This is a genomic window from Rhodocaloribacter litoris (genome assembly GCF_011682235.2).
GTDB classification, from domain to species: Bacteria; Bacteroidota; Rhodothermia; order Rhodothermales; family ISCAR-4553; genus Rhodocaloribacter; species Rhodocaloribacter litoris.
The window spans coordinates 3,498,942-3,522,092 of sequence record NZ_CP076718.1 but is presented as its reverse complement, the minus strand read 5'-3'; the positions used below and the strand labels follow the sequence as shown (position 1 = coordinate 3,522,092).

General features: G+C 66.9%; 15 protein-coding genes. 6 read left to right on the top strand and 9 right to left on the bottom strand.

Annotated features, from left to right (window positions below; translation table 11 throughout):
* Window positions 1-93 precede the first annotated feature (93 nt).
* A complete protein-coding gene (locus GQ464_RS14565; RefSeq protein ID WP_166976935.1) occupies window positions 94-2,508 on the top strand; it encodes a GAF domain-containing protein in 2,415 nt (804 codons plus the stop codon).
* Here the strand turns inward: GQ464_RS14565 and GQ464_RS14560 are convergent.
* From GQ464_RS14560 to GQ464_RS14550, 3 genes are all read right to left on the bottom strand, one after another.
* Window positions 2,505-4,310 carry a carbamoyltransferase family protein gene (locus tag GQ464_RS14560; protein WP_166976937.1) on the bottom strand — a complete coding sequence of 602 codons (1,806 nt, stop codon included), beginning with the start codon at window positions 4,308-4,310 and terminating at the stop codon, window positions 2,505-2,507. The genes GQ464_RS14565 and GQ464_RS14560 overlap by 4 nt on opposite strands.
* A 114-nt stretch (window positions 4,311-4,424) precedes the next feature.
* The gene (locus GQ464_RS14555) at window positions 4,425-5,957 is read right to left on the bottom strand and encodes an OmpP1/FadL family transporter (RefSeq protein WP_166976939.1); all 1,533 of its coding nucleotides are present in this window, start codon (window positions 5,955-5,957) and stop codon (window positions 4,425-4,427) included.
* Between the two features lie 132 nt (window positions 5,958-6,089).
* Window positions 6,090-7,295, bottom strand: a complete 1,206-nt coding sequence (locus GQ464_RS14550) for a hypothetical protein (RefSeq protein ID WP_166976941.1) — start codon at window positions 7,293-7,295, stop codon at window positions 6,090-6,092.
* A gap of 310 nt (window positions 7,296-7,605) precedes the next feature.
* Between GQ464_RS14550 and proS the strand changes: the two genes are divergently transcribed.
* The 3 genes from proS (at window position 7,606) to GQ464_RS14535 (ending at window position 14,293) form a co-directional block, all read left to right on the top strand.
* Window positions 7,606-9,081 carry a proline--tRNA ligase gene (proS, locus tag GQ464_RS14545; RefSeq protein ID WP_166976943.1) on the top strand — a complete coding sequence of 492 codons (1,476 nt, stop codon included), beginning with the start codon at window positions 7,606-7,608 and terminating at the stop codon, window positions 9,079-9,081.
* Window positions 9,082-9,321: 240 nt separating this feature from the next.
* A complete protein-coding gene (locus GQ464_RS14540; RefSeq protein WP_228350323.1) occupies window positions 9,322-11,802 on the top strand; it encodes a TonB-dependent receptor in 2,481 nt (826 codons plus the stop codon).
* 94 nt (window positions 11,803-11,896) lie between these two features.
* Entirely contained in the window at window positions 11,897-14,293 is a 2,397-nt protein-coding gene (locus tag GQ464_RS14535) for a DNA polymerase domain-containing protein (RefSeq protein ID WP_166976945.1), read from the top strand.
* Between the two features lie 92 nt (window positions 14,294-14,385).
* Here the strand turns inward: GQ464_RS14535 and GQ464_RS14530 are convergent, their stop codons facing one another.
* Window positions 14,386-15,552 (bottom strand): sialidase family protein, encoded by a 1,167-nt coding sequence (locus GQ464_RS14530; RefSeq protein ID WP_166976947.1) that lies wholly within the window; start codon window positions 15,550-15,552, stop codon window positions 14,386-14,388.
* A gap of 531 nt (window positions 15,553-16,083) precedes the next feature.
* On the opposite strand from GQ464_RS14530, the gene GQ464_RS14525 reads away from it, so the two are divergent.
* Complete coding sequence (locus GQ464_RS14525; RefSeq protein WP_166976949.1) at window positions 16,084-16,647, top strand: O-acetyl-ADP-ribose deacetylase; 564 nt, start codon at window positions 16,084-16,086, stop codon at window positions 16,645-16,647.
* A gap of 223 nt (window positions 16,648-16,870) precedes the next feature.
* Here GQ464_RS14525 and GQ464_RS14520 read toward each other — a convergent pair whose 3' ends face one another.
* The 5 genes from GQ464_RS14520 to egtB form a co-directional block, all read right to left on the bottom strand.
* A complete protein-coding gene (locus tag GQ464_RS14520) occupies window positions 16,871-18,253 on the bottom strand; it encodes a M28 family metallopeptidase (RefSeq protein ID WP_166976951.1) in 1,383 nt (460 codons plus the stop codon).
* 70 nt (window positions 18,254-18,323) lie between these two features.
* Entirely contained in the window at window positions 18,324-19,091 is a 768-nt protein-coding gene (locus GQ464_RS14515; RefSeq protein ID WP_166976953.1) for a TIGR00266 family protein, read from the bottom strand.
* Window positions 19,092-19,133: 42 nt separating this feature from the next.
* Window positions 19,134-19,700: an inorganic diphosphatase gene (locus tag GQ464_RS14510; protein ID WP_166976955.1), complete on the bottom strand. Its 567-nt coding sequence runs from the start codon at window positions 19,698-19,700 to the stop codon at window positions 19,134-19,136.
* 91 nt (window positions 19,701-19,791) lie between these two features.
* Window positions 19,792-20,763, bottom strand: coding sequence for an L-histidine N(alpha)-methyltransferase (gene egtD / locus GQ464_RS14505; protein ID WP_166976957.1), 972 nt, complete (start codon window positions 20,761-20,763; stop codon window positions 19,792-19,794).
* Window positions 20,764-20,796: 33 nt separating this feature from the next.
* Window positions 20,797-22,095, bottom strand: a complete 1,299-nt coding sequence (gene egtB, locus GQ464_RS14500) for an ergothioneine biosynthesis protein EgtB (protein ID WP_166976959.1) — start codon at window positions 22,093-22,095, stop codon at window positions 20,797-20,799.
* A gap of 230 nt (window positions 22,096-22,325) precedes the next feature.
* Between egtB and GQ464_RS14495 the strand changes: the two genes are divergently transcribed.
* Window positions 22,326-23,147 carry a tetratricopeptide repeat protein gene (locus GQ464_RS14495; protein ID WP_166976961.1) on the top strand — a complete coding sequence of 274 codons (822 nt, stop codon included), beginning with the start codon at window positions 22,326-22,328 and terminating at the stop codon, window positions 23,145-23,147.
* Window positions 23,148-23,151: the final 4 nt, after the last annotated feature.

Below are 23,151 nucleotides of genomic sequence, written 5' to 3'. Positions count from 1 at the left end.
GGGCAGCCGGGGTCGGCGGGTGCAACCGCCGGACCCGGGCTACGTTTAAACCCTGCCCGTCGCCGCGCGTGTGATGCAGCCTCTCCCGGATCCATGACGAACGACCGAAACGACACCTTTCCCTTCGAGCGGGTGCTCAGCCTCAGGCCGCTGATCGACTTCTGGCAGGAGGTGGCCGCGGATGCCTCGTCGCCGCGCGCGGCGCTGGGCCGTACCATCCTCGCCATGCTGGACGAGGCGCCCGACCTGCGCGAGCCCATCACCGACCTGGCCCCGCTCGAACGACACATCGAACTGCTGGACCTGATGATGACGGCCGTCTTCCCGATGGCCCTGTGGGAACAGACCCACGCCGCCGCCTTCGTCCCGTTCGACCTGGTCAGCTTCTACGCCACCCCCGCCTTCGCCCGCCTCAAGCTCCTGGAACACCTGCAGGACGACCTGCTCATCAACGGGCAACCCTTCGATCCCGGGGAGATGAACCACATGAAGACGATGCTGGCTTATCACCACATCCTGAACCGGTTCTACGGGATCGACAGCTGCATCGACTTTCCGCTCATCGTCACCACGACGGACGAGCAGACGGGGCTCAAGCGGCACTTCAAGATCAGCACCGACACCCGGTTCATCGACATCGAGACGCGCGCGCCGTTCAAGCCGCTCTCCGAGGAACAGATCCAGCGCCTGCTGGCCGACCCGATGAACCAGAACCTCTGGCAGGAGTGGCTCCCGCCCGAGCAGTTCGTCTTCCACGGCTTCACCATCCTGACGGCCGTGGACGTGACCGTGCAGCAGATCCTGTCATTGCTCAAAGACGACCTGCTCCAGCGCGAGGCCCTCACGTCGGTCGACCGGATCGACACGCTGCAGACGCGGCTGCGGATGCTCCTGCGGGCCCCGCAGCTCCAGGTCGGCCTGATCGGCTTCCTGCGCGACAACGGCGAGGCCATCACCGGCGCCCGCGCCGTCGGGCGCAGCCTGCTCATGAGCGAGGACACCTTGCCGGCCTGCGAGGACCAGTGCCATTCCTATTACGTGCAGGCCCTGAAGATGCGGCAGCCACTCATCGTCACCGACCTGCAAACCTGCGAGGTCTGCACAGGGTTTGAACAACACCTGCGCCAGCAGCACCTGCGCAACCTGGTCATCGCCCCGCTCTGGTACGAGGACCAGTTGCTGGGCCTGCTCGAACTGGCCTCGCCCCGCCCCGGGGCGGTCAACGCCGCCAACGCCGTGGTGCTCGACGAGGTGATCACCCTGCTCGCCACCGCCATGAAGCGTAGTCTCGAAGAGCAGGAAGACCGGATACAGGCCCTCATCAAGAAGCATTACACGGCCATCCACCCCACGGTCGAGTGGCGCTTCCGAAAGGCGGCCCTCACCTACATGCAGCGGCAAGAGACGGGCGAGCACGCCGAGCTGGAGCCCATCGTCTTCCACAACGTCTACCCGCTCTACGGCCTCTCGGACATCCGCGACTCGTCGACGATCCGGAATGCCGCCATCCAGGCGGATCTGATCGAGCAACTCGGCATGGCGCTGGGCATCATCATCGAAGCCAGCACCCACCGCCCCCTTCCGGTCCTCGACGAGCTGGGCTACCGCCTGGGTAAATACATCGACGAGCTGGTTTCGGGCCTGCACTCCGGCGACGAGACGCTCATCTTCAACTTCCTCCGCGACGACGTCGAATCCCTCTTCGACCAGCTCGCCACCATGCACGAGCGCGTACGCGAGCGGATCGAAGCCTACCGCACAGCCCTCGACCCCGGCCTCGGCATCCTCTACCGCCAGCGTAAGGACTTCGAAGAAAGCGTCACCCTCATCAACGAAACCATCTCGGCCTACCTCGATCGGCGCGAGGAACAGGCCCAGCAGATGTTCCCGCACTACTTCGAGAAGTACAAAACGGACGGGGTCGACTACAACATCTACGTTGGTGCCTCGCTCGTCGAGCAACAGCCGTTCGACCGGCTCTACCTGCGCAACCTCCGGCTGTGGCAGCTCATGACGATGTGCGGCGTCGTCTGGGAGCTGAACCGGCTCCATCCGAAGCTGCCGATCCCCCTGGAGACCGCCCACCTGATCCTGGTCCAGGACGTGCCGCTCTCGATCCGCTTCCGGCAGGACGAAAAACGCTTCGACGTGGACGGCGCCTACAACATCCGCTACGAGATCGTCAAGAAACGCATCGACAAGGCCCGCATCCGGGGACGCGACGAACGCCTGACGCAGCCGGGCAAGATCGCCATCGTCTATTCCCAGCCGCGCGAAGCCGAAGAATACCTTCGCTACATCGAATACCTGCAGGCTTCGGGCTACCTGAAGGACCCGGTAGAGCACCTCGAACTGGAAGACCTGCAGGGGGTCTACGGCCTGCATGCGCTGCGCGTCACGGTGGCCGACGGCGAGCCGGAAGCCGAGGTGCTTTACGCCGTCCCGGCCGAGCTGACAACGCCCCTCGAGGCAACGGGAGGGGACGGTGCAGCCCACGAACCCGCCTAGTCCGGTTCGAATGCCGCCGCCACGGCTTCGGGGGTGAGGACGGTCGCCTCGGCCCCGGGCAGCATCTCTTTGGTGACGAGGTAGGAACCCAGCACCAGCGCGTCCATGTGGGTGCGGCGGAAGCACCGGTAGGCGTCTTCGGGCGTACAGACGATGGGCTCGCCCCGGACGTTGAAGCTGGTGTTGACCAGCACCGGGCAGCCCGTCTCGGCGGCGAACGCTTCGAGCAGGCGATAGAACCGGGGGTTCGTGGCCGCATCGACCGTCTGGATGCGGGCCGAGCCGTCGACGTGGGTGACGGCGGGAAGGGGGGCGTCGATGTGGCGCAGCCGTTCGAGCCCTTCTCCTTCGATGCGGGCCCCGCGCACCGGCGCCACGAGCAGCATGTAGGGACTCTCGACGTCGAGGTCGAAGAAGGTGCCTGCCCGCCCGGCGAGGACACTCGGGGCGAAGGGCCGGAAGCTCTCGCGAAACTTGATCTTCAGGTTGACCCGGCGTTGCATGTCACGCCCGCGCGGGTCGGCCAGGATCGAGCGGTTGCCCAGGGCACGGGGACCGAACTCCATCCTTCCCTGAAACCACCCGACGACCTTCTGCGCGGCCAGCAGGGCGGCCACACGGCGGACGAGGTCGTCTTCGCTGGCCAGGTGCTCGTAAGGAACGCCCTCGCGTTCGAGGAAGGCGGCGATGTCGGCATCGGAGAAAGCGGGCCCCAGGCAGGCACCCTGCATGGCATCCGGCACGGCGGGGATGCGGGTACGGCCCAGGTAGTCGTGCCAGGCCATCAGGGCCGCCCCGAGCGCGCCGCCGGCATCCCCGGCGGCCGGCTGGATCCAGAGCTGCTCGAACGGGGTCTCGCGCAGAAGCCGGCCGTTGGCCACACAGTTGAGTGCCACGCCACCGGCCAGGCACAGGTGCTTCATTCCCGTGGCCCGGTGCACGTGACGCGCCAGGCGCAACATCACCTCTTCCGTCACCACCTGGATGGAGCGGGCCAGGTCCATCTCGCGACGGGTCAGCGGCCCTTCGGGCACGCGCCGCGGGCCACCGAAGAGCCGGGCGAACCGCCGCCCCGTCATCCGCAGCCCGTGCGCATACGTGAAATAGTCCATGTTCAGCCGGAACGACCCGTCCTCCTTCAGGTCGATCAGCTCGGAGAGGATCACGTCGACGTAGCGCGGCTCGCCGTAGGGTGCCAGCCCCATCAGCTTGTATTCGCCCGAGTTGACCTTGAAGCCGCAGAAGTAGGTGAAAGCGCTGTAGAGCAACCCCAGCGAGTGGGGAAAGTGGATCTCGGCCAGGATGCGCAGCCGGTTTCCCTCCCCGAAGCCGTAGGACGTCGTGGCCCATTCGCCGACGCCGTCGGCCGTCAGGAAGGCGGCCCGCTCGAACGGGGAAGGATAGAAGGCACTCGCGGCGTGGCTTTCGTGGTGTTCGGGGAAAACAATGGTCCCGTCGTAGTCCAGCTCCCGGGCAATCAGGTCGGGGATCCAGAGTTTCTGCTTGAGCCAGAGCGGCATCGCCCGGATGAAGGAACGCAGCCCCTTCGGCGCCGTGGCGACGTACGTCTCCAGCAGCCGCTCGAATTTGAGGAACGGCTTGTCATAGAAGGCGACGAGGTCGAGGTCCCGGGCGGCCAGACCGGCCTCGCGCAGGCAATAGGCGATGGCATGGCGCGGAAAGGAGGGATCGTGTTTGCGCCGGGTGAAGCGCTCCTCCTGGGCGGCCGCCACGATCCGCCCGTCCTGCACCAGGCAGGCGGCCGCGTCATGGTACCAGCATGAGATGCCGAGGATGTTCAAGGCCGGAGCTCCAGGTCGTCCTGCAGGGCCAAGATAATCAAACCGGTACGACGATACCCGTTCCCGAACGACGACGATCCCGTCTGGTGCGGCGGCACCGTCCCGGCCACCCGTCTAGAAAGACACCTTCACGCCGAGGACGAAACGGTTGCGCACGACCTGCTCGTCCACCACCGGGGCGTCGGTCACCTCCACGTAGGGGCGGTACTGGTCGTCGAAGCGTTCCTGCATCCAGCCGAAGTCGAGCTGGAACTGCTCGTTGACGCGGTAACCGAAGCCGGCAGCGTAGAACAGGCGGTCGCGGTCGACCTCGTCGTCTGCCGTGCGGGGATCGGGCTGGTAGGCAAAACCACCCCGCAGGACGAACGCCCCCAGCGTATAGGCAACCCCGAGGCGGGCGTTGACGACGGCGTCGTAGGCCCGGCGGATCCGGCGGTTCTCGTCGGCGAAAGAGAAACCATCGGCCTCGAGTTCCATCTGCGACCAGTCCACGAACTCGGCATCGGCCGAGAGGGTAAAGCCGGCGTTCTCGACGGTCAGGCCCGCTCCCAGGCGCCAAGGCGTGACGATGTCGTACTCGAAGACACCCGAGCCGGCGTCCTCCCGGGCCTCGTCTCCGTAGACGAACACGTCCCCGTTGTCGAAGAAGGTTTCGAGCAGCGTGTCGAACTCCTCGTCGACGTCGTAGCGGGTAGGCGTCTCGACGGTGAAGCCGACCCGTACCTGGGGTGCCAGGCGGGCCGTCACCCCCGCCCGCACGTTGACGCCGACGAGCTCGGAGCGGAAACGCTCCTCGAAGCGAAGAAAGTCGAAGTCGGTCGTGCCGCCGGTGCCGTCGTTGGCGTTGTCGATGTCCTCTTCTTCGAAGACCCGGAGGAAGTGGTACGTGCCGAAGGGGATGTTGACCGAGAGACCGACCATCACGTCCCGGGCAGCCTCGAACGCCCCGCCGAAGTTGAGCTCACGCATGCTCCCGGTTTCGGTGACACTGCCCACCTGCGCCACGGTCCCCCGCGTGACGGCCGGCACGAAAGGCACCGGGTCGCCCGCCTGCACCAGGTCTGGATCGAGGTCGATGGCGAACGTCTCGAAGGCGATGAAGGAGAGATCCCGGGTAAAGACGGGAAAGAGGCCCTGCTCGTCCTCTTCGAGGGTGAATTCGCCCGGCAGGGGCATGAAGAAATCGGTGATGGAGTTGCTGGGGTTCCGCCCCTCGAAGAGCAGGTCGCGTTCGAAGGTGTTGACCTGGCCGAGGGCCACCCCGAAGGCCAGGCTGCCGCGCCGCGTCGGGAAACGATAGACGTAAGCGAGGTGCCCCATCTGCGTATCGCTGATGTCGTTGCTCAGGGCATTGCGGGTGCCCGGCACCCGAAAAACGCCTTCTTCTTCGGTCGAGAGCGAGGCAAGCGACCCGGAGACGGCCGAGGTCCGGAAATAGGCCAGACCGGCCGGGTTCAGGAAGAGGGCGGAAAAGTCGTCCACGCCGGCCACCCCGGCCCCGCCCATCCCCGTCATCACCGGCCCGACGCCCGGAAAACGCGCGGTGAACCGCAGGATATCCTCACCGGTCTGGGCATGCGCGGTGGTCGCCAGCATCCCGGCCGTTGCCAGCGCCAGCACCGGCAACCACCACCCTTTCGAAAACATCGCGTTACGCATTTCAACCCTCCATTGCTCGCGTGGAATTCTGTAACGGGGGCGCACAGGAAAGGCCCGCACGGACGCACGGGCCTCTTTCCCGGCTCATCGTTTGAGCAAGATTCTCAGGTACCGCCGGGCTCAGTTGTTCCGGCGCCCGCCGCGGCTGCTGCTACTCCGCCCGGCGGAACGGCTCGAACCGCCGGAGGAGCGGCTCACCGACCCGCTCGAACGGCTGCTCGGGGCCGAACGCTCCACCGACCCGCTCGAACGGCTGCTCGGGGCCGAACGCTCCACCGACCCGCTCGAGCGAGGCGCAGGGTTTTCGGACCGGGAGCGCACCTGTTCCGACGACGGGGGCGGCACATAGCGCACCGTCCCTTCCGACGAGCGCGGGGGCAAGACGTAGCTGCCGGTGGTGCCCCGTGTGGTCGTGCGGCTGCGTACGGCGCTGCCGCCGCGCTCCTCCGGCCGCGTCTCGCCGCGGGACGAGATCCAGGTCGAGCGATTCCGGTAGAAGGTGCGGGCCGCCGCCTCGTCCGCCTCGTCGCGCGGGGTGCCCCGGACGACCCCCCGGCTGCCGGAGCGGGACGTATAGCGCTCGCGCAACGACATGCCCCGCCCGTCGGTGCTGCGCCCCGCACGTGCATCCGTCGACCGGATGACGCCGCGCGTGCTGCGGGCCGGCGCCTCATCCTTGCCGGCCGAAGTGCCCGGGGCGGTGGTTCGCACGACGCTGCGCCCGGCCTGACGGTCGTTGAGCCCCGCCTCTCCGCGATCGTAGCCCCGCGTGCCGCGGCGCCCGTCCCGGTCGTCGGCGAGCATACTGCGGCCCAGCGTGCCGCCCCGCGGCTGGAACGTTCGCGGCGGCTTCACGACAACCAGACGCGACCCACCGTAATAGAACGGATCCCAGTAATAGCCCCCGTAGGGGTAAAACGCGTAGTGATGGCGATAATACCAGGGGCTGTGGTAACGCCAGTAAGGATATCCGAAGCCGAAACCGATGCTGATGTGAAATCCGGAGTGGTAATAGAAGGGATCGTAGAAGAAGGGGTCATAGAAGAAAGGATCGTAGAATCCGTAGTAGAACGGATCGTAGAACCGGTAGAAGTACCGCCGGAACCGGTAGGGCCGATGCCAGTCGTCGTAGTAGTAATGTTTGTGGACGACCACCTCCCCGTCCTCCTCATACACTTCTTCCTCGACGTAGTCCGGATCGCGGTACCGCTCGTCGTAGGTCTCGGTCACGGCGAGCTGGGTATAGCAGCCGGTCAATGCCAGCCCGGCCAGCAGCAGGACGGACCCGGCCAGGAAACGCGCGATCGTTTTCGGAACCCTCCTCATGACAATCCCCCCTGTTGAAGCTTCGGATGCGAGCACCTCGTTATAATCCCTCGCATATTCAAGCGTTCCTCGCAGGCAACGCGTTGGAAAACCCGGAGGCGAGCCGGTATATTCCCCGCCCGGCTCCCGGGGCGGCCGGCAGGACCGCCCCGTCGTAGGTATGAGCCGCGCGCAGATACCCGGGCGTAACGGCCCGGCTCCGCTTGAAATTACGGCAAATACCGGGCCGAGTCGCTCGCCGGCGCCTACGGCGGCGTACAGGCACCCCTCCGGCCCGCCGTGTACTGAAAACTTCGCAGGACTGTACACCATGGCTGACGCTATCACCCCTCGCGCCGAAGACTACTCGCAGTGGTATCTCGACGTGGTTCGCCATGCGAAGCTGGCCGACTATTCGCCCGTCCGGGGATGCATGATCATCCGCCCGAACGGCTATGCGCTCTGGGAGAACATGCAGCGGGTGCTCGACGGCATGTTCAAGGAGACCGGCCACGAGAACGCCTACTTCCCGGTTTTCATCCCGGAGTCGTTCCTGGCACGGGAGGCGGCCCACGTCGAGGGGTTTGCGAAGGAATGTGCCGTGGTGACGCACTCCCGCCTGACCGCGACCGAAGACGGGCGGGGCCTCATGCCCGACCCCGCCTCGAAGCTGGAGGAAAACCTGATCGTGCGCCCCACCAGCGAGACGATCATCTGGGACACCTACAGCCGCTGGATCCAGTCCTGGCGTGACCTCCCCATCCTGATCAACCAGTGGGCGAACGTGGTCCGCTGGGAGATGCGCACCCGGCTGTTTCTGCGCACCATGGAGTTCCTCTGGCAGGAGGGCCACACGGCGCACGCCACCCGCGAAGAAGCCCTCGAGGAAACCCTGCGCATCCTCGACATCTACACCCGCTTCGCGGAAGAGTACATGGCGATGCCGGTCCTGCGCGGGCTCAAGTCGGAAAGCGAACGTTTCGCCGGGGCGGTCGAGACCTATTGTATCGAGGCCCTCATGCAGGACGGCAAGGCGTTGCAGGCCGGCACCAGCCACTTCCTGGGGCAGAACTTCGCCCGGGCCTTCAACTGCCAGTTCCAGAACAAGAACAACGAGCTCGAATACGTGTGGTCCACGTCCTGGGGCGTCTCGACGCGGCTCATCGGGGCCCTCATCATGACGCACTCGGACGATCAGGGCCTGGTGCTGCCGCCCCGCCTGGCCCCCACCCAGGTGGTGATCGTGCCCATCTACCGGCAGGACGACGAGCGCACCGCCGTCCTGGAGGCGGCCGAACGCATCGCCCGGACGCTGCGGGACGCCGGGATCTCCGTCCGGCTCGACGCCCGCGAAGGCTATCGCCCGGGCTGGAAGTTCAACGAGCACGAGGTGCAGGGGGTCCCCGTTCGCCTGGCCCTGGGCCCGCGCGACGTGCGCAACCACGCCGTCGAGCTCGCCCGGCGCGACACGCGCGAGAAGGAAACGATTCCCCAGGAGGGCCTCACGGAACGCGTCCGCGCCACGCTCGACGCCATCCAGCGCAACCTCTTCGACCGTGCCCTGGCTTTCCGCGAAGCCCACACCACCCGCGTCGACACCTACGACGACTTCAAGGCCGTGCTCGACGAAAAGGGCGGCTTCGTCCTGGCCCACTGGGACGGCACGCCCGAAACGGAAGCCCGCATCAAGGCCGAAACGACGGCCACGATCCGGTGCATCCCCCTGGAACGGGACGACACGCCGGGCACCGACATGATCACCGGCAAACCCTCGAAAGGACGTGTCGTCTTCGCACGGGCCTACTGAACCGGCACGGGGCCCGTTTTCTTCCTTGCCGGCCTCGAGCCGGCAGCTTACCTTCCAGGCAGGCACGCGGGACGCGTTCCCGGAACGATTGACGACGACGTGCCGTTTGAGGGCTTCGGGCGCACCCCGGCGGCTCCTTCCTCTTCGAAGATTCTTTTCCCCCAGCGAAAGAACGCATATCGACGCACCGATACTACGATCCTGTCATCCCCCTTCTGTTCGAACCGCCGTCATCGGATCATGCGTTTTTTTGCTGCGCTTGTGCTGTTTTCGCTGGCACAGGGCGCCCTGGCCCAGAACTGGGGCGAGGTAGCCGGCCGCGTCACCGAGAAAGATTCCGGTGCGCCCCTGCCCGGTGTAACGGTGCTGGTGAACGGCACCAATTTCGGCACCGCCTCGGACGAACAGGGACGTTACAGCCTCCGGTTGCCCGAAGGCCGTTACCTCCTGCGCTTCTCCGCCGTCGGCTTTGCCGCCCGCCTGGATTCGGCACACGTGCGCCGGGATCGAACCTTCTTCCTGGACGTGGTCCTCACGCCGGAGACGATCGAACTGGAGGGGGTGACGGTGGAAGGACGCGCGGTCCAGGAAGAAGCCGGCGTCTATGAGGTCGACCCGCGCACCGTGCAGGACATACCGATGCCCGTCAACGACGGCCTCCGTGCGCTCAAGACCATGCCCGGCGTGGCGACCAACAACGAGCTCTCCAACCAGTACTCGGTCCGTGGCGGCGGCTTCAACGAAAACCTCATCTTCATCAACGGCTTCGAAATCTTCCTTCCCTTCCGCCCGCGCCAGGGCGAGCAAGAGGGCCTGAGCCTGCTCAACATCGACCTGGCCGAACGGATGACGTTCTATACGGGCGGTTTTCCGGCCCGCTACGGCGGCAAGCTCTCCTCGGCCCTCGACGTGCAATACCGGCGCCCGAACCGCACCGGGGCCCCGCTCAGCGGCTCGGCCTACGCCTCGCTCCTGGACGCCGGCCTCAGCGGCGGCGCCTCGGCCCTCGACGGGCGGCTCGGATGGCTCGTCGGTTTCCGCAAGTCCCGCCCCCGGCGGTTCTTCGCCACCCAGGAACTCCAGGGCGACTATAACCCGGACTTTACCGACCTCCAGGCCCTGCTCACCTTCACCCTGGCGCCCGGGCATGAACTCGAAGCCCTCGGGATGTGGGCCGAACACACCTTCACGCTCGACCCCAGCGCCCGCAAAACCTTCTTCGGCACCCTCAGCCAGGACAGCCGCCGCGCCCCCTCCAACCTCAAGTCGATCTGGATCAGCTACGATGCCGGCAGCGAGGAACGCGACGGCTACGCCACCCGCTTCGCCGGGCTGCGCCTCTCGAACCGGCTCACCCCGGCGCTCCGCCTCGAACACGACGTATCCTACTTCCATACTGTCGAGGACGAGGTGTTCCAGCTCAGCGGATCGTCCGTGCTGTTTCAGGTGGACCCCGGCAGCGAAAACCCCCAGGGAGGGGAGGGCCTCTTTCCCATCGGCAACTCCCGGCAGGAAGAGCATGCCAACAACCGCGTCCGCGTGACGACCTGGACCGGCCAGAGCCGCTGGCAACTGCTGCTCGGGCGGCACGTCGCCGAGGCCGGCCTCTTCTTCCGCCACCTCACCTTCAACGATCGCCTCGACGAGGCCACCTCCGTCACCGGCCGCTCCACCGACGGCGACGTCATCCGTATCGTCGCCAACGAACTCCAGGACAGCGCCTCGCTCAGCGCCCGGCAGGCCGGCTTCTACCTGCAAGACAGCTTCGACGTCCTGCCCGGCCGTCCCGGCCGCTTCACGTTCACCGGCGGTCTCCGCGCCGACTATTTCTCCTTCAACGACGAACTCACCCTCTCACCCCGCTTCTCCACCCGCTTCCGCCTCGACGAGCGCACCACGCTGCTCGGCGCCTGGGGGATCTATTACCAGACACCGACCTACCGCGAGTTGCGGGGCCAGCCGGAGCCCGGCGAAACGATCCTGGGCGCGCTCAACCGCAACCTCAAATCCCAGCGGTCGATGCAGTTCGTCGCCGGCGTCGAACACTTCCTGCCGAAACAACGCTTCTACCTGCGCGGCGAGGCCTACTACAAAGACCTGCACGACCTGATCACGTATGACATCGAGAACGTCCGGGTGCTCTACTCCGGCGAAAACGACGCCGACGGCTACGCCTACGGCTTCGACCTGCAACTCCGGGGCGAGTTCGTGCCGGGCCTCGAGAGCTGGGTCAACTACAGCTTCCTCGTCGCCCGCGAGCGCTTCAAGGAAGCGTTCGTCGACGAATATCGTGACGGCTCCATCCCCCGCCCGACGGACCAGCGCCACACGGTCTCGCTCTTCGTCCAGGACTACATCCCCGGGGACACGACCTGGAAGATCCACCTCCGCACGCTCTTCGGCAGCGGCCTGCCCTACACCCCGCCCCGCCCCGGACCGAAGGTGGGGAACCTCGTCACGCAGGTTCCCGGCGAGCGTTTCTCGGCCCGCTATCCGCGCTATTTCCGGTTCGACATGGGGCTGACGAAACACATCGCCGTCTTCGAACACGGCATCAGCGGGCCGGTGCGGCTCGAACTCACGGGCGAGATCCTCAACGTCTTCAACATGGTCAACACGGTCGAATACACCTGGGTGCCCGACGCCGCCGGCATCTGGACCCGCATCCCGACCCGCCTGACTCCCCGCACCGTCAACGTGCGCCTCCGCGTCGACTTCTGAGAGCACGGCCGCCGCCGGCGCCGGCCCACACGCCCCGAACGAACCGGCGCCTGGCGCGTTCTTCTCCCGTATCTGCCAACCGGATCCCCTGCGTGTGTCCCACCCGCTCCCTGCCTCCGGCTCCCCGACGGACATCGCCCTCTTCGGTAAGGATGCGACGCCCCGCATCGTGGACGTCCAGCCCCTGCTCGACGGCGACGCGGCCCGGGTGCGCGTCTACCGGCGCAGCCCCGACGGCCGCCACATCGAAACGGAGACGGCCCCCTTCTTCCCCTTCTTCTTCCTCAGCGACATCACCCTGCTGAACGGGTTTCCCCGCGAGCGTTTCCGCTTCCAGCGACTCGCCGGGGACAACTTCTTCCGCTTCCTGGTCGTCTTCTCCTCGTGGACAGCCTACTGGGACGCCGTGCGCCACGTAGAGCGCCGCACCGAGCGCCGCGAAAGCCGGCCGGAGGCGCTCTACCTCGTCGGCAACCCGGCACAGCAGTACCTGATGCAGACCGGCCGGACGTGCTTCAAGGAGATGACGTTCGACGACCTGCACCGGCTCCAGCTCGACATCGAGGTCTACACCGAGCACGGTTTCCCGCTGGCGGAACGCCCCGGGGACGCCGTCGTCATCGTCGCCCTCTCGGACAACCGGGGCTGGCGACGGCTACTCCACCGGGCGCCCGGCGTGACGGTGGCCCACGGAGAGGCCTTCGAGACGGAAGCCGCGCTGCTCGGCCGCCTCATCGAACTCGTGCGCGAGCGCGACCCGGATGTGATCGAGGGCCACAACGTCTACGCCTTCGACCTGGCCTACCTGCAGGCCCGCTGCCAGCGGCACGGCCTGGCCCTCACCCTGGGCCGCGATGGCAGCACCCCCCGCGTCTTCCCCTCCAGCATGCGTTTCGCCGAACGCACCGTCGACTTCCCCGCCTTCGAGATCCCCGGCCGGCACATCGTCGACACCTACTTCCAGGTGATGAGCTACGACGTCTTCAAGCGCGACCTGCCCGGCTACGGGCTGAAGGCCGCCGCCCGCTACTTCGGCTTCGCCGCCAAGGAGCGCACCTACGTCGAAGGCCCCGAACTGGCCCGCGCCTGGCGGGAAGACCCGGCCCGGCTGCTGGCCTATGCCCTCGACGACGTGACCGAAACCGAGCGCCTGGCCCGCCACCTCTCCGGCTCCACGTTCTACCTGACGCAGATGCTCCCGATGCCCTACGGCCAGGTGGCCCGCACCGGCCCGGCCGCCAAGATCGAGGCCCTCTTCGTGCGCGAATACCTGCGCCGGCGACACAGCCTGCCGAAAAGCCAGTGGGGCAGCCAGACGGCCGGCGGCTACACCGACGTCTTCATCACCGGCGTCACCGGCCCGATCGTCTACGCCGACGTCGAAAGCCTCTATCCGTCGATCATGCTCCAGTACGACGTCCGCCCCCGGAGCGACGCCCTCGGCCTCTTTCCCGAACTCCTCCGCCGCCTGACCGAACTGCGCCTCGAAGCCAAACACCGGATGAAGACGGCCCCGTCCGAAGAACTGCGCAGCGAACTCGACGCCCGCCAGACCTCGTACAAGAACATCATCAATAGCTTCTACGGCCACCTCGGGTTCAGCCTGGCCCTTTTCAACGACTTCGCCGAAGCCGACCGCGTGGCGACGACCGGCCAGCAGCTCCTGCGCCGGATCATCGGACTGATCCGCAAAGCCGGCGGACGGGTGGTGGAAGTGGACACCGACGGCGTGCTCTTCGTCCCCCCGCCGGGCGTTGCGGGAGAAGCCGCCGAACGGGCTTTCGTCCGGCAACTGAACGAAGCCATGCCTCCCGGCATCCGGATCGGCTTCGACGGGCGCTTCAAGAAGATGCTCTCGTACAAGAAAAAGAACTACGCCCTGCTCACCTACGACGACCGGCTCCGCTTCAAGGGCTCCTCGCTCGTTTCCCGCTCGACGGAGCGCTTCGGCCGGCGCTTCGTCCGCGAGGCCGTCCGCCTCCTGCTCGACGAAGACATCCAGGGCCTGCACGATCTCTACCTGGCCTACCGGGACCGCATCACCGCCCACGCCTGGGACGGCGTGGAGGACTTTGCCCGCACCGAGACGCTCAAAGACACACTCGAGCAGTACGAGGCCGACGTGGCCGCCGGCAAGCGCCCCCGGGCCGCCGCGTACGAACTGGCCCGCCGCCGGGCCGAGACGACCGGCCAGCCCGTGCGCAAGGGCGACCGCGTCACGTACTACATCGCCGGAACCGGCGCCCACGTCACCGGCTTCGAAAACGCCCGCCTCGCCGGGGAATGGGACCCCGCCCGGCCCGATGAGAACACCGCCTACTACCTCAAACGCCTCGACGAGTTCGCCCGCAAGTTCGAACCCTTCTTCACCGAGCACGACTTCCGCCTCATCTTCTCCCCGGAAGACCTGTTTGGCTTCTCCCCCCGGGGCATCCGCCCGCTCACCCACGAGCGCGTCCCGGACGAGGTCGAAGACGAGATCCCGTTCTGAGGCCCCCAACGACCGGTTCACCCCGGAACACGAAGCCACCTCCGATCTGCAACCCCACCACGACCTGCGGGCGTCCCCGGGCGGAAAGGGGATCAGTTCCCCAGCCGGGCCCGGGCGGAGCGGACGCGGCCGGGTGTGCCGGGCTCGGTCCAGGCAAAGACGAGTTCCTGCCCGGCGTGAACCATGCGGGGGTAGCCGCCGGCCCGCGACGTCGTCGACGGCATCAGCAGCACGGCCTCGCTCGTCCGGCCGTCGGGCGTCACCCGGCGTGCATAGAGGCCGGCTTCCTCGCCGGCGCTTTTCCCCTCGATCCAGCTCACGAAGGCCGTGCCGTCGTCCAGCAAGACGGCATCCACCCGCCCGGTGGGCTGGCCCTGGTCGAGCAGGACCGGCGGCCCGAAGGTCTCGCCGCCGTCCTCGGAGAAGGCCGCCTTCACATGCGGCACCTCACCGGCGGCGGTGAACCACGCCACAACGACCTGCTTGCCGCGGGCAGCCACCGCCGGGCCGTTGACCGGGCATCCGGTGATCTCCCAGCCGTCTTCGTGCACCGGTGCCGGGGAACCCCAGGCCGTGCCGTCGAAACGGACGCGCCAGATGTCCCGCACCTCTTCCCCGGTGCGGTTCCGGTAGACGACCAGCACGGCGCCGTCGTCCAGCGACACGGCCGCCGTGGGACAGCACTCACAGACGCGCTCGTCGAGCAGGGCTTCGGGGCCGAACGACCCGTCGGCATGCAGCAGGCGCCCGCGCAGGGTCATGGTGCGATCGCCCCGGGCAAACAGGCGGCCGTCCAGCCAGACGACCCGCATGGCCCCCCCCGCCACGGGCACCATCGAGACGAAGCCGTGCTCGGTGGGACTGTCGTCTTCGTGGAGCCATACCGGAGCGCTCCACGTGGCGCCGCCGTCAGCCGAGCGGCTCACCCTGACGCCGTAGGCATACCGTTCGGTTCCGTTATAGACCAGCCAGTGCGCCACCAGCACACCGTCCGCCCCCACCGCCAGCGACGGCACATCCGCCCAGTTGACGAACCAGCGCGCTCCCGAAGCAATGGTCCGCGGGATGCTCCAGGCCGTATCCCCGGGTGCATAGGTGGCCAGGCGGAGCGCATGCCGGTCCTCTTCCACCGGATCGATCCACACGGCGTAGACCGTCCCGTCCGGCCCGACGGTCAGGTGAGGTGAACTGCTGCCGGGCGCCGCCTCCAGCGCAAGCGGCTCAACGGCAGCAAGAGGAATCTCCGGCTCCGGCGACATGGCACAACCGGAGAACCATCCCAGCGCGGCAAGACACAAACAGCATGCGTTTCTCATAAAGCCGGCCCGTAGTTTTCAAAGTTATCAAACACCGGTAGCGAAAGAGGAGGGCAGGGATGATCCGCGCTGGGGGTACCCCCGGGAACAGACCCGCCGCCGCAATACGCGCACTTCCCCTACCGTTCATGCAACTGGCCCGACGAACTTCTCCCTACGGCCCGTTCGGGGCTCCATACAGGCTCGCTACAGAAAAAAACCTGAATCTACGCCCAAGGGTGCGTGCGAGCTGTCTCTTGTTTCGGCATTTCGAGACCCTTTTATAAGTTCAAAGCCCCCCACGGAGGGTTTTTTTGAACCGGCTCCAATGTGCACTTTTTTCAGCAATCCGTCAACCTTTCCGCCCGTTCCAGTGAGCGAACCGAAGCCTCCACGGCCCGTAATATACGCGACCGGCATCTCGTCATCGCATGCAACCCGCAAATCTTCTCTTCGGACGATGCCGTCCCCCGGAGCAAACCGTGAAAACGCACCATGGATACGCTGCAGATCGGTAACACGACGTTGCGCCTCGTTCAGGGCGACATCACGGAACAGGACGTGGAGGCCGTGGTCAATGCGGCCAACTCGAGCCTGATGGGCGGCGGCGGCGTGGACGGCGCGATCCACCGGCGCGGCGGCCCGCGCATCCTGGCAGCCTGCAGGCAGATTCGCACCGAACAGTATCCGGACGGCCTGCCCGCCGGTGAGGCCGTCATCACGACTGCCGGTGAGTTACCTGCCCGGTGGGTGATTCACACCGTCGGCCCGATCTGGACAGGCGGTGGAAACGGCGAGGAGAAAATCCTGGCCGCCGCCTACCGAAACAGCCTGGCCCTGGCCCACCAGCACGGCCTGCGGACGGTTGCCTTCCCCTCGATCAGCACCGGAGCCTACGGCTTCCCGATCACGCTGGCCGCCCCCATCGCCCTGCGCACCGTCCGCGACGAGGTCCAGGCCCGGCCCGGCGCCTTCGCCGAGGTCCGCTTCGTCCTCTTCTCCGAAGCCGACTACGAAACCTACCGCACGGCCCTCGAAGTCCTTGCCAAAGCCGCTTGAGCCGCCCCCGGTATGATCTCGCCGGTCTGCGTATGGCCCGGTTCGTTTGCGAACCACGCAACGACGAAGCACGTGGAAACCCCCCTCTACCGGCCGGGTAGAAATCGACAGTAGCACCGGCACACCCCCTTCCTCCCGTTACGGGTCTCTTTGAGGAGATCAGCAACCAATCCCAGGTGGGTCTGCCGGTGTTTTCTTTTGCGCTCAGGCGCGCAACGCGGCCTTATCCGCCGGGGGGTACCTCGCGGGGCAGGCGTTCGGGCATCTCGGCGACGACGTAGGCCATCACGGCCAGCGTGGCCACGGCCAAGTTGAACTCGTGGGGGTCGAGCTTGTCGAGCGTGTCGGCGTTCGTGTGGTGATACCAGAAGTACTTCGAGCCGTCCACGGAGAGGCCCATGCCGGGCACGCCCAGGCGCATGAGCGGGCCGATGTCGGCGCCGCCGCCGCCCCGCGTGACGGCTCCGGCCTCGATGCGTTCGAGCAGGCGACCGATGGCGCGGACGACCTCGTAGGCTGCATCGCTCCCCCCGAAGCCGAAACCCGTCGGCTTGAAGACGCCGGCGTCCGACTCGATGGCGAGCACGTGGTTCTCGATCTCCTCGAGGTGGGCGTCGCGGTAGGCCAGCGCGCCACGCAGGCCGTTCTCCTCGTTGGTCCAGAGCACCACGCGGAGGGTCCGGCGGGGGCGCAGGCCCAGCGCTTTGAGGAGGCGGACGGCCTCCCAGGCGGCCACGCAGCCGCCGGCATCGTCCATGGCCCCCTGCCCCACGTCCCACGAGTCGATGTGCCCGCCGAGCACGACGATCTCTTCGGGCCGCTCGCGCCCGACGAGCTCGGCCACGACGTTACGGGAGGGCACGTCGTCGAGCGTCCGGGCCTCCATGTAGAGCCGCACGCGGATGGCCTGCCCCCGGTCCTGCATCCGCTGCATCATCATCGCATCCTCGACCGTCACGGCGGCGTGGGGGATCTCCGGCACCCCTTCTTCGTAGCGCGAGTTGCCCGTGTGCGGCGTGTAGAGCGAGAACGGCCCCACCGACCGCACGAGGCTGGCCACAGCGCCGGCACGGGCGGCCTCCACCGCCCCCGTGGTGCGGTAGCGCACCGTCTCGCCATACGTCGTGAAGGGCACGTTGTAGAGCACGATCTTGCCCGCCGCTTCGGCGGCCCGCGCCCGGAGCTCGTCGAACGAGCCCACCACCAGCACCTCCGCCTCGATGCCTTCGGGCGGCGTGGCGACGCTGCCGCCGAGCCCCAGCATCTGCAGCTCCCGTTCGTGGGGCGCCAGCAGCGTGAGCGACTCGCGGCCGCGCACCCAGCGGGGCACCATCACCGGCTCGCCCCGGACGTTCTCCAGCCCGTCGGCCGCCATCTCCGCCAGGACCCAGTCGATGGCGTCTTCCAAGTTTTGCGTCCCGCTGAAGCGGGGGCCGAACGTGTCGACCAGGTAGGCCAGCCGGTCGAAGGCCGCGCTGTCATCCAGAGCCGCGTCGATGATGCGGTCAGCGACGCCGCGGTAGGCCTCCACCCATCCCGCCTCCTGGGCACGAAGGGCGGGGGCCGAGAGCAGAAACAACAGAAAAGCCGTCAGAACGATGCGCATATGCCAGTCAGGTTGAAGGTGAGAAAAAGTCCGGGGACGGGCCTTCCGCACCCGCCCACCCACGATCGGGTCACCACTTGTCTCCGCTGATGAGCCCGCCGAACAGGCCGCTGCCCCCCACCCCTTTCCGTTCTTCCCGATCCTGGCCGGCACGCGCCACGGCGTAGATGCGGTCGGCCAGGCGCGAGAAGGGCAGGCTCTGCAGGTACACGACGCCGGGACCGGTCAGGTGGGCCAGAAACAGCCCCTCGCCGCCAAAGAGCGCATTCTTGAAGCCACCGACGAACCGGATGTCATAGTCGATGGTCGTCGAAAAGGTAGCCAGGCAGCCCGTATCGACGCGGAGCGTCTGGCCGGGGGCCAGGTCGTGCCGGATGATCGTGCCGCCTGCATGCACGAAAGCCATCCCGTCTCCGGAGAGCTGCTGCAGGATGAAGCCTTCCCCTCCGAAGAGCCCGGCCCCGAGCCGTTTCGTGAAGGCCACCTCGATCTCGACACCCCGGGCCGCACACAGAAAGGCATCCTTCTGGCAGAGAAAAGCCCCTCCGTGCTCGGCCAGATCGATCGGGATGATCTTGCCGGGATAGGGTGCTCCGAAGGCCACCGTCCCCCGGTTCGAGCCTGCCTGCATGAAGGTGGTGATGAAGAAGCTCTCGCCGGTGAGCACCCGTTTGAATCCTTTGAACAGGCCCCCTTCCGTGCCGGTCTGCATCCGAACGCCGTCGCTCATGAAGAGCATGGCTCCTGCCTCGGCCCGCACGCCTTCGCCGGGATCGAGCTCGATCACCACCACCTGCATGTCGTCGCCGAGAATCCGGTAGTCGATCACGTCTGCCATGATAGGCTGGTCGTTTTTTTTGAGCACCCCGTCCCGCCGCCTTCAGGTCCCGCCCCCGGCTTCTTCCTCCTGCGCCGGCCTGAGAAAAATCTCCCGGTAGCGTTTCATCCCCTGGGCCACCACGGCGCGGGCTTTGTCGGGGCCGAGGAAGTCCTGCACGAGCACCTCCTTTTCCTCCAGCTTCTTGTAGTCGAGGAAGAAGCGTTTCAGCTCGCGGAGCCGGTGTTCGGGCAGCTCCCAGATGTGGTAATAGCCGTTGAAGGCCGGATCGTCCAGGTGCACGCAGATGATCTTCTCATCGTTCTGCCCCTGATCCAGCATGTTCATCAGGCCGATGGGGCGGGCGCGCAGGATGCTCAGCGGGGCCACGGGCTCCTGCATCAGCACCAGCACGTCGAGCGGGTCGTTGTCGTCGCCCAGCGTCCGCGGAATGAAACCGTAGTTGGCCGGATAGATGACCGACGAATAGAGTACCCGGTCGACGCGAAGCAGCCCCGACTCCTTGTCGAGTTCGTACTTGACCTTGCCCCCCTGCGGGATCTCGATGACCGCCTGAAAAAGCTCCGGGGCCTCGGGACCGATGGGGATGTCGTGCCAGGGATGCGCCATGTCGTCCTCCCGTGAGAAAGCCCGGTGCCCGCCGAGGGGACCGGCATCGGACCCGAAGATACGAACGCGCCACGACCGGCGCAGGGCCTCGTCAGCGAACGCACAGGTATTGCACGCTGAAATAGCGAGCCTCGTCGGTCCACACCCGCTCGACGCGAAAACCGGCGCTTTCGGCCAGGGTGGCGAAGGCCTCCGGCGTATACTTGTACGAGTATTCGGTCAGGATCGTCTCGCCGCGCCGGATCGGGATGGCCTCGCCGTCGAGGCGGACGCACTGGTCTTTCAGGCTCACCAGGTGCATCTCGACGCGGCTTTCGGCCTCGTTGAAGAAGGCGTGGTGGGCGAAGGCCTCCGGGTCGAAGCCGGCCCCGAGCAGCCGGTTGAGGTGCACGAGGATGTTCCGGTTGAAGGCGGCCGTGACGCCCCGAGCATCGTTGTAGGCGGGTTCGATGACGGCCGGGTCTTTGCGCAGGTCCACGCCGATGAGCAGGCCGCCGCCCGGTCCGGCCACGCCGGCAATGCGCTCGAGGAAGGCGCGGGCTTCCTCCGGCGTGAAGTTGCCGATGGTGGAGCCCGGAAAGTAGACGGCCACGCGGCGGAAGGGGACGCCGGGGTCCGGGAGCTCGAACGAAGCCGTGTAGTCGGCGCAGACGGGCAGGATGCGCAGGCCGGGATACTCCTCCGCGAGCCGGGCGGCGGCGGCCTCCAGGTGCGCCCGCGAGATGTCCACGGGCACGTAGGCGGCCACGTCCGGCAGGTGATCCAAGAGGATACGCGTCTTCAGGCTGCTGCCGCTGCCGTACTCGACGAGCAGGCAGCGCGGTCCCAGGCAGGCCGCCATCTCCGCCACGTACCGCGTCATGATGTCGAGTTCGGTACGGGTCAGGTAGTACTCCGGCAACCGGGTGATCTCGTCGAAGAGGCGGGAACCGCGTTCGTCGTAGAAATACTTCGAAGGCAGCGTTTTCTGCGGCCGCCGCAACCCGTCGAGCACCTCGGCCCGCGTGTCGGCGGGCCGGGGGCGGGTGTCCAGGACGGCCACGCCGTGATTCTGTTCAGGCATAGAAGAAAGATTTCCGGAAAGCACCGTGCCGGTTCAGACGTCTTTCGCCAGGCGGATGCCGGAGAACTGCCAGCGGGCGTCGGGCGGGAAGAAGTTGCGGTAGGTGGGGCGGATGTGCGTCTGCGACGTGGCGCAGGAGCCGCCCCGGAGGACGTACTGGTTGCACATGAACTTGCCGTTGTACTCGCCCAGGGCACCGGGCGGGGGTGTGTAGCCGGGATAGGGACTGTAGGCGCTGCGCGTCCACTCCCAGGCGTCGCCGTACATCTGGCGCAGGCCGCCCGGCGCCGGGGCCGGCACGGGATGGTAATGCCCCTGCTCCACGAAGTTGCCCTCGACGGGCAGGCCGCAGGCCGCGACCTCCCACTCCTGCTCTTCGGGCAGGCGGGCACCGGCCCACCGGGCATAGGCATCCGCCTCGAAATAGCTGATGTGGCACACCGGCTCGGCCGGGTCGACGAGCCGGAAGCCGCCGAGGGTGTAGTGGTACCACGTCCCGTCACGCCGCTCCCAGTACAGCGGGGCCTTCCAGCCGCGTTCCTCCACGGTGGCCCAGCCCAGCGAGAGCCACAGTTCGGGCCGCTCATACCCGCCGTCCTCCATGAAGGCCAGGTACTCGGCATTCGTCACGAGCCGGTCGGCCAGGGCAAAGGCCTGCAGGAAGCGGCGGTGGCGTGGGCCCTCGTTGTCGTAGGCGAAGCCGCGCCCGTCGTGCCCGATCTCGTAGAGCCCTTCCTCGAAGACGACCCAGTCCATGCCGTCCCCGGGCGCTGCCGCGTCCTCCACGGCCCGGCGCTCGGCGTAGACGGGATACAGCGGGTTCATCGAAAAGACATGTTTGAGGTCGGTCAGGATCAGCTCTTGATGCTGCTGCTCGTGGTGCAGTCCGATCTCGACGAGGGGAGCGATGGTCTCGAGCCGTGCCGGGCCGGCCCCTTCGATCAGCGCCGTCACGTGCCGGTCGACGTGGGCGCGATAGCGGTAGACCTCCTCGACGGTCGGGCGCGAGAGCAGGCCCCGGTGCGGGCGATAGAAGCGCTCCCCGGCCTGCACGTAGTACGAGTTGAACAGGTAGGCATAGGCCGGGTGAAAGGGTTCGTACGCGGGGTCGTGCTCCTTCAGGACGAAGGTTTCGAAGAACCAGGTCGTGTGCGCCAGGTGCCACTTCGTCGGGCTGACGTCGGGCATGGACTGGATCACGTAGTCCTCCGTGACGAGCGGCCGGCAGAGGGTTTCGGAAAACGCGCGCACGTCCCGGTACCGGGTGGCGAGGGCGGCGGCCTCCGGGGAGCGGTCGGCGTCGGTCGAGACGGGGGCTTTCAGGTCGATCATGGGTAAACGGGGTCGGGTGAGACGAACGGCATGCCTGCACATAAACAGCACATAGGCGACGAGGTTGAGATGGGTTTCTTCCGGGTTTGTTTCCGTTACGGGAGTACGAAAAAAAGAACGGCCTCCCGCACCATCTCAGGCCGGAACCGGCCCGGAGTCCCCCCGGCCGGGCGAACCTGCCCGCCGCTGATTCGTTCTGATGGGCCGGCAACGTCCTTTTCTTTTCCGACATGCTCTCTTCTCTGAAGGCGCTTTGGCTCTGGGCCTCCGCCGGCCTGATGCTCGTCCCGGCCGTCCCGCTGCGGGGTCAGGTACCCGCTGCACCGGTGGGTGGCGACACCACGGTGGCGGCCCTGCTCTCACGCGGCGACGCCCTCTACCGGCGCTTCGACCATGCGGCCGCGCTCGACGCCTACCGGAGCGCCTATGCCCGGGCACCCGAAAGCTTTGACGTCCTCCTGCGGCTGGCACGCACCCACAACGACCTGGCGCAGGACCTGCTGGCCGCCGGCTCGAAACAGGCGGCCGAGGAACACTTCGTGCAGGCCGTCGCGTTCGCCGAGCAGCTTCGCGAGCACCACCCGGAACGCCCCGAGACGTACTTCTTCCTGGCTGCCACGAACGGCAACCTGGCACGCTTCAGGGGCGGTAAGGAGAAGGTGCGCATCGGGCGGGCGGTGGAAACCTATGCCCGAAAAGCCATCGAGCTGGACTCGACGTATGCGCTGCCCTACGTGGCCCTGGGTATCTTCTACCGGGAGGTGTCCGAACTGAGCTGGGTCCAGCGCACGTTTGCGAAGGTGCTCTTCGGCGACGTTCCCTCCGGCTCGAAGGAGGATGCCGTCGCCATGCTGCAGCGGGCCCTCGCCCTCGACTCCACGCTGGTGATCGCCCATTACGAACTGGCCATGACCTATCTTGCCATGGACCGGGCATCGCTGGCGATTCCGCATCTGCGGCGGGTCCTCGCCCTGCCGCCGTTTACCAGCCAGGACCGCCGGAACCGGGAAAAGGCCCGCCAGCTGCTGGCCGAACTGACTGGAGGTTCATGAACAC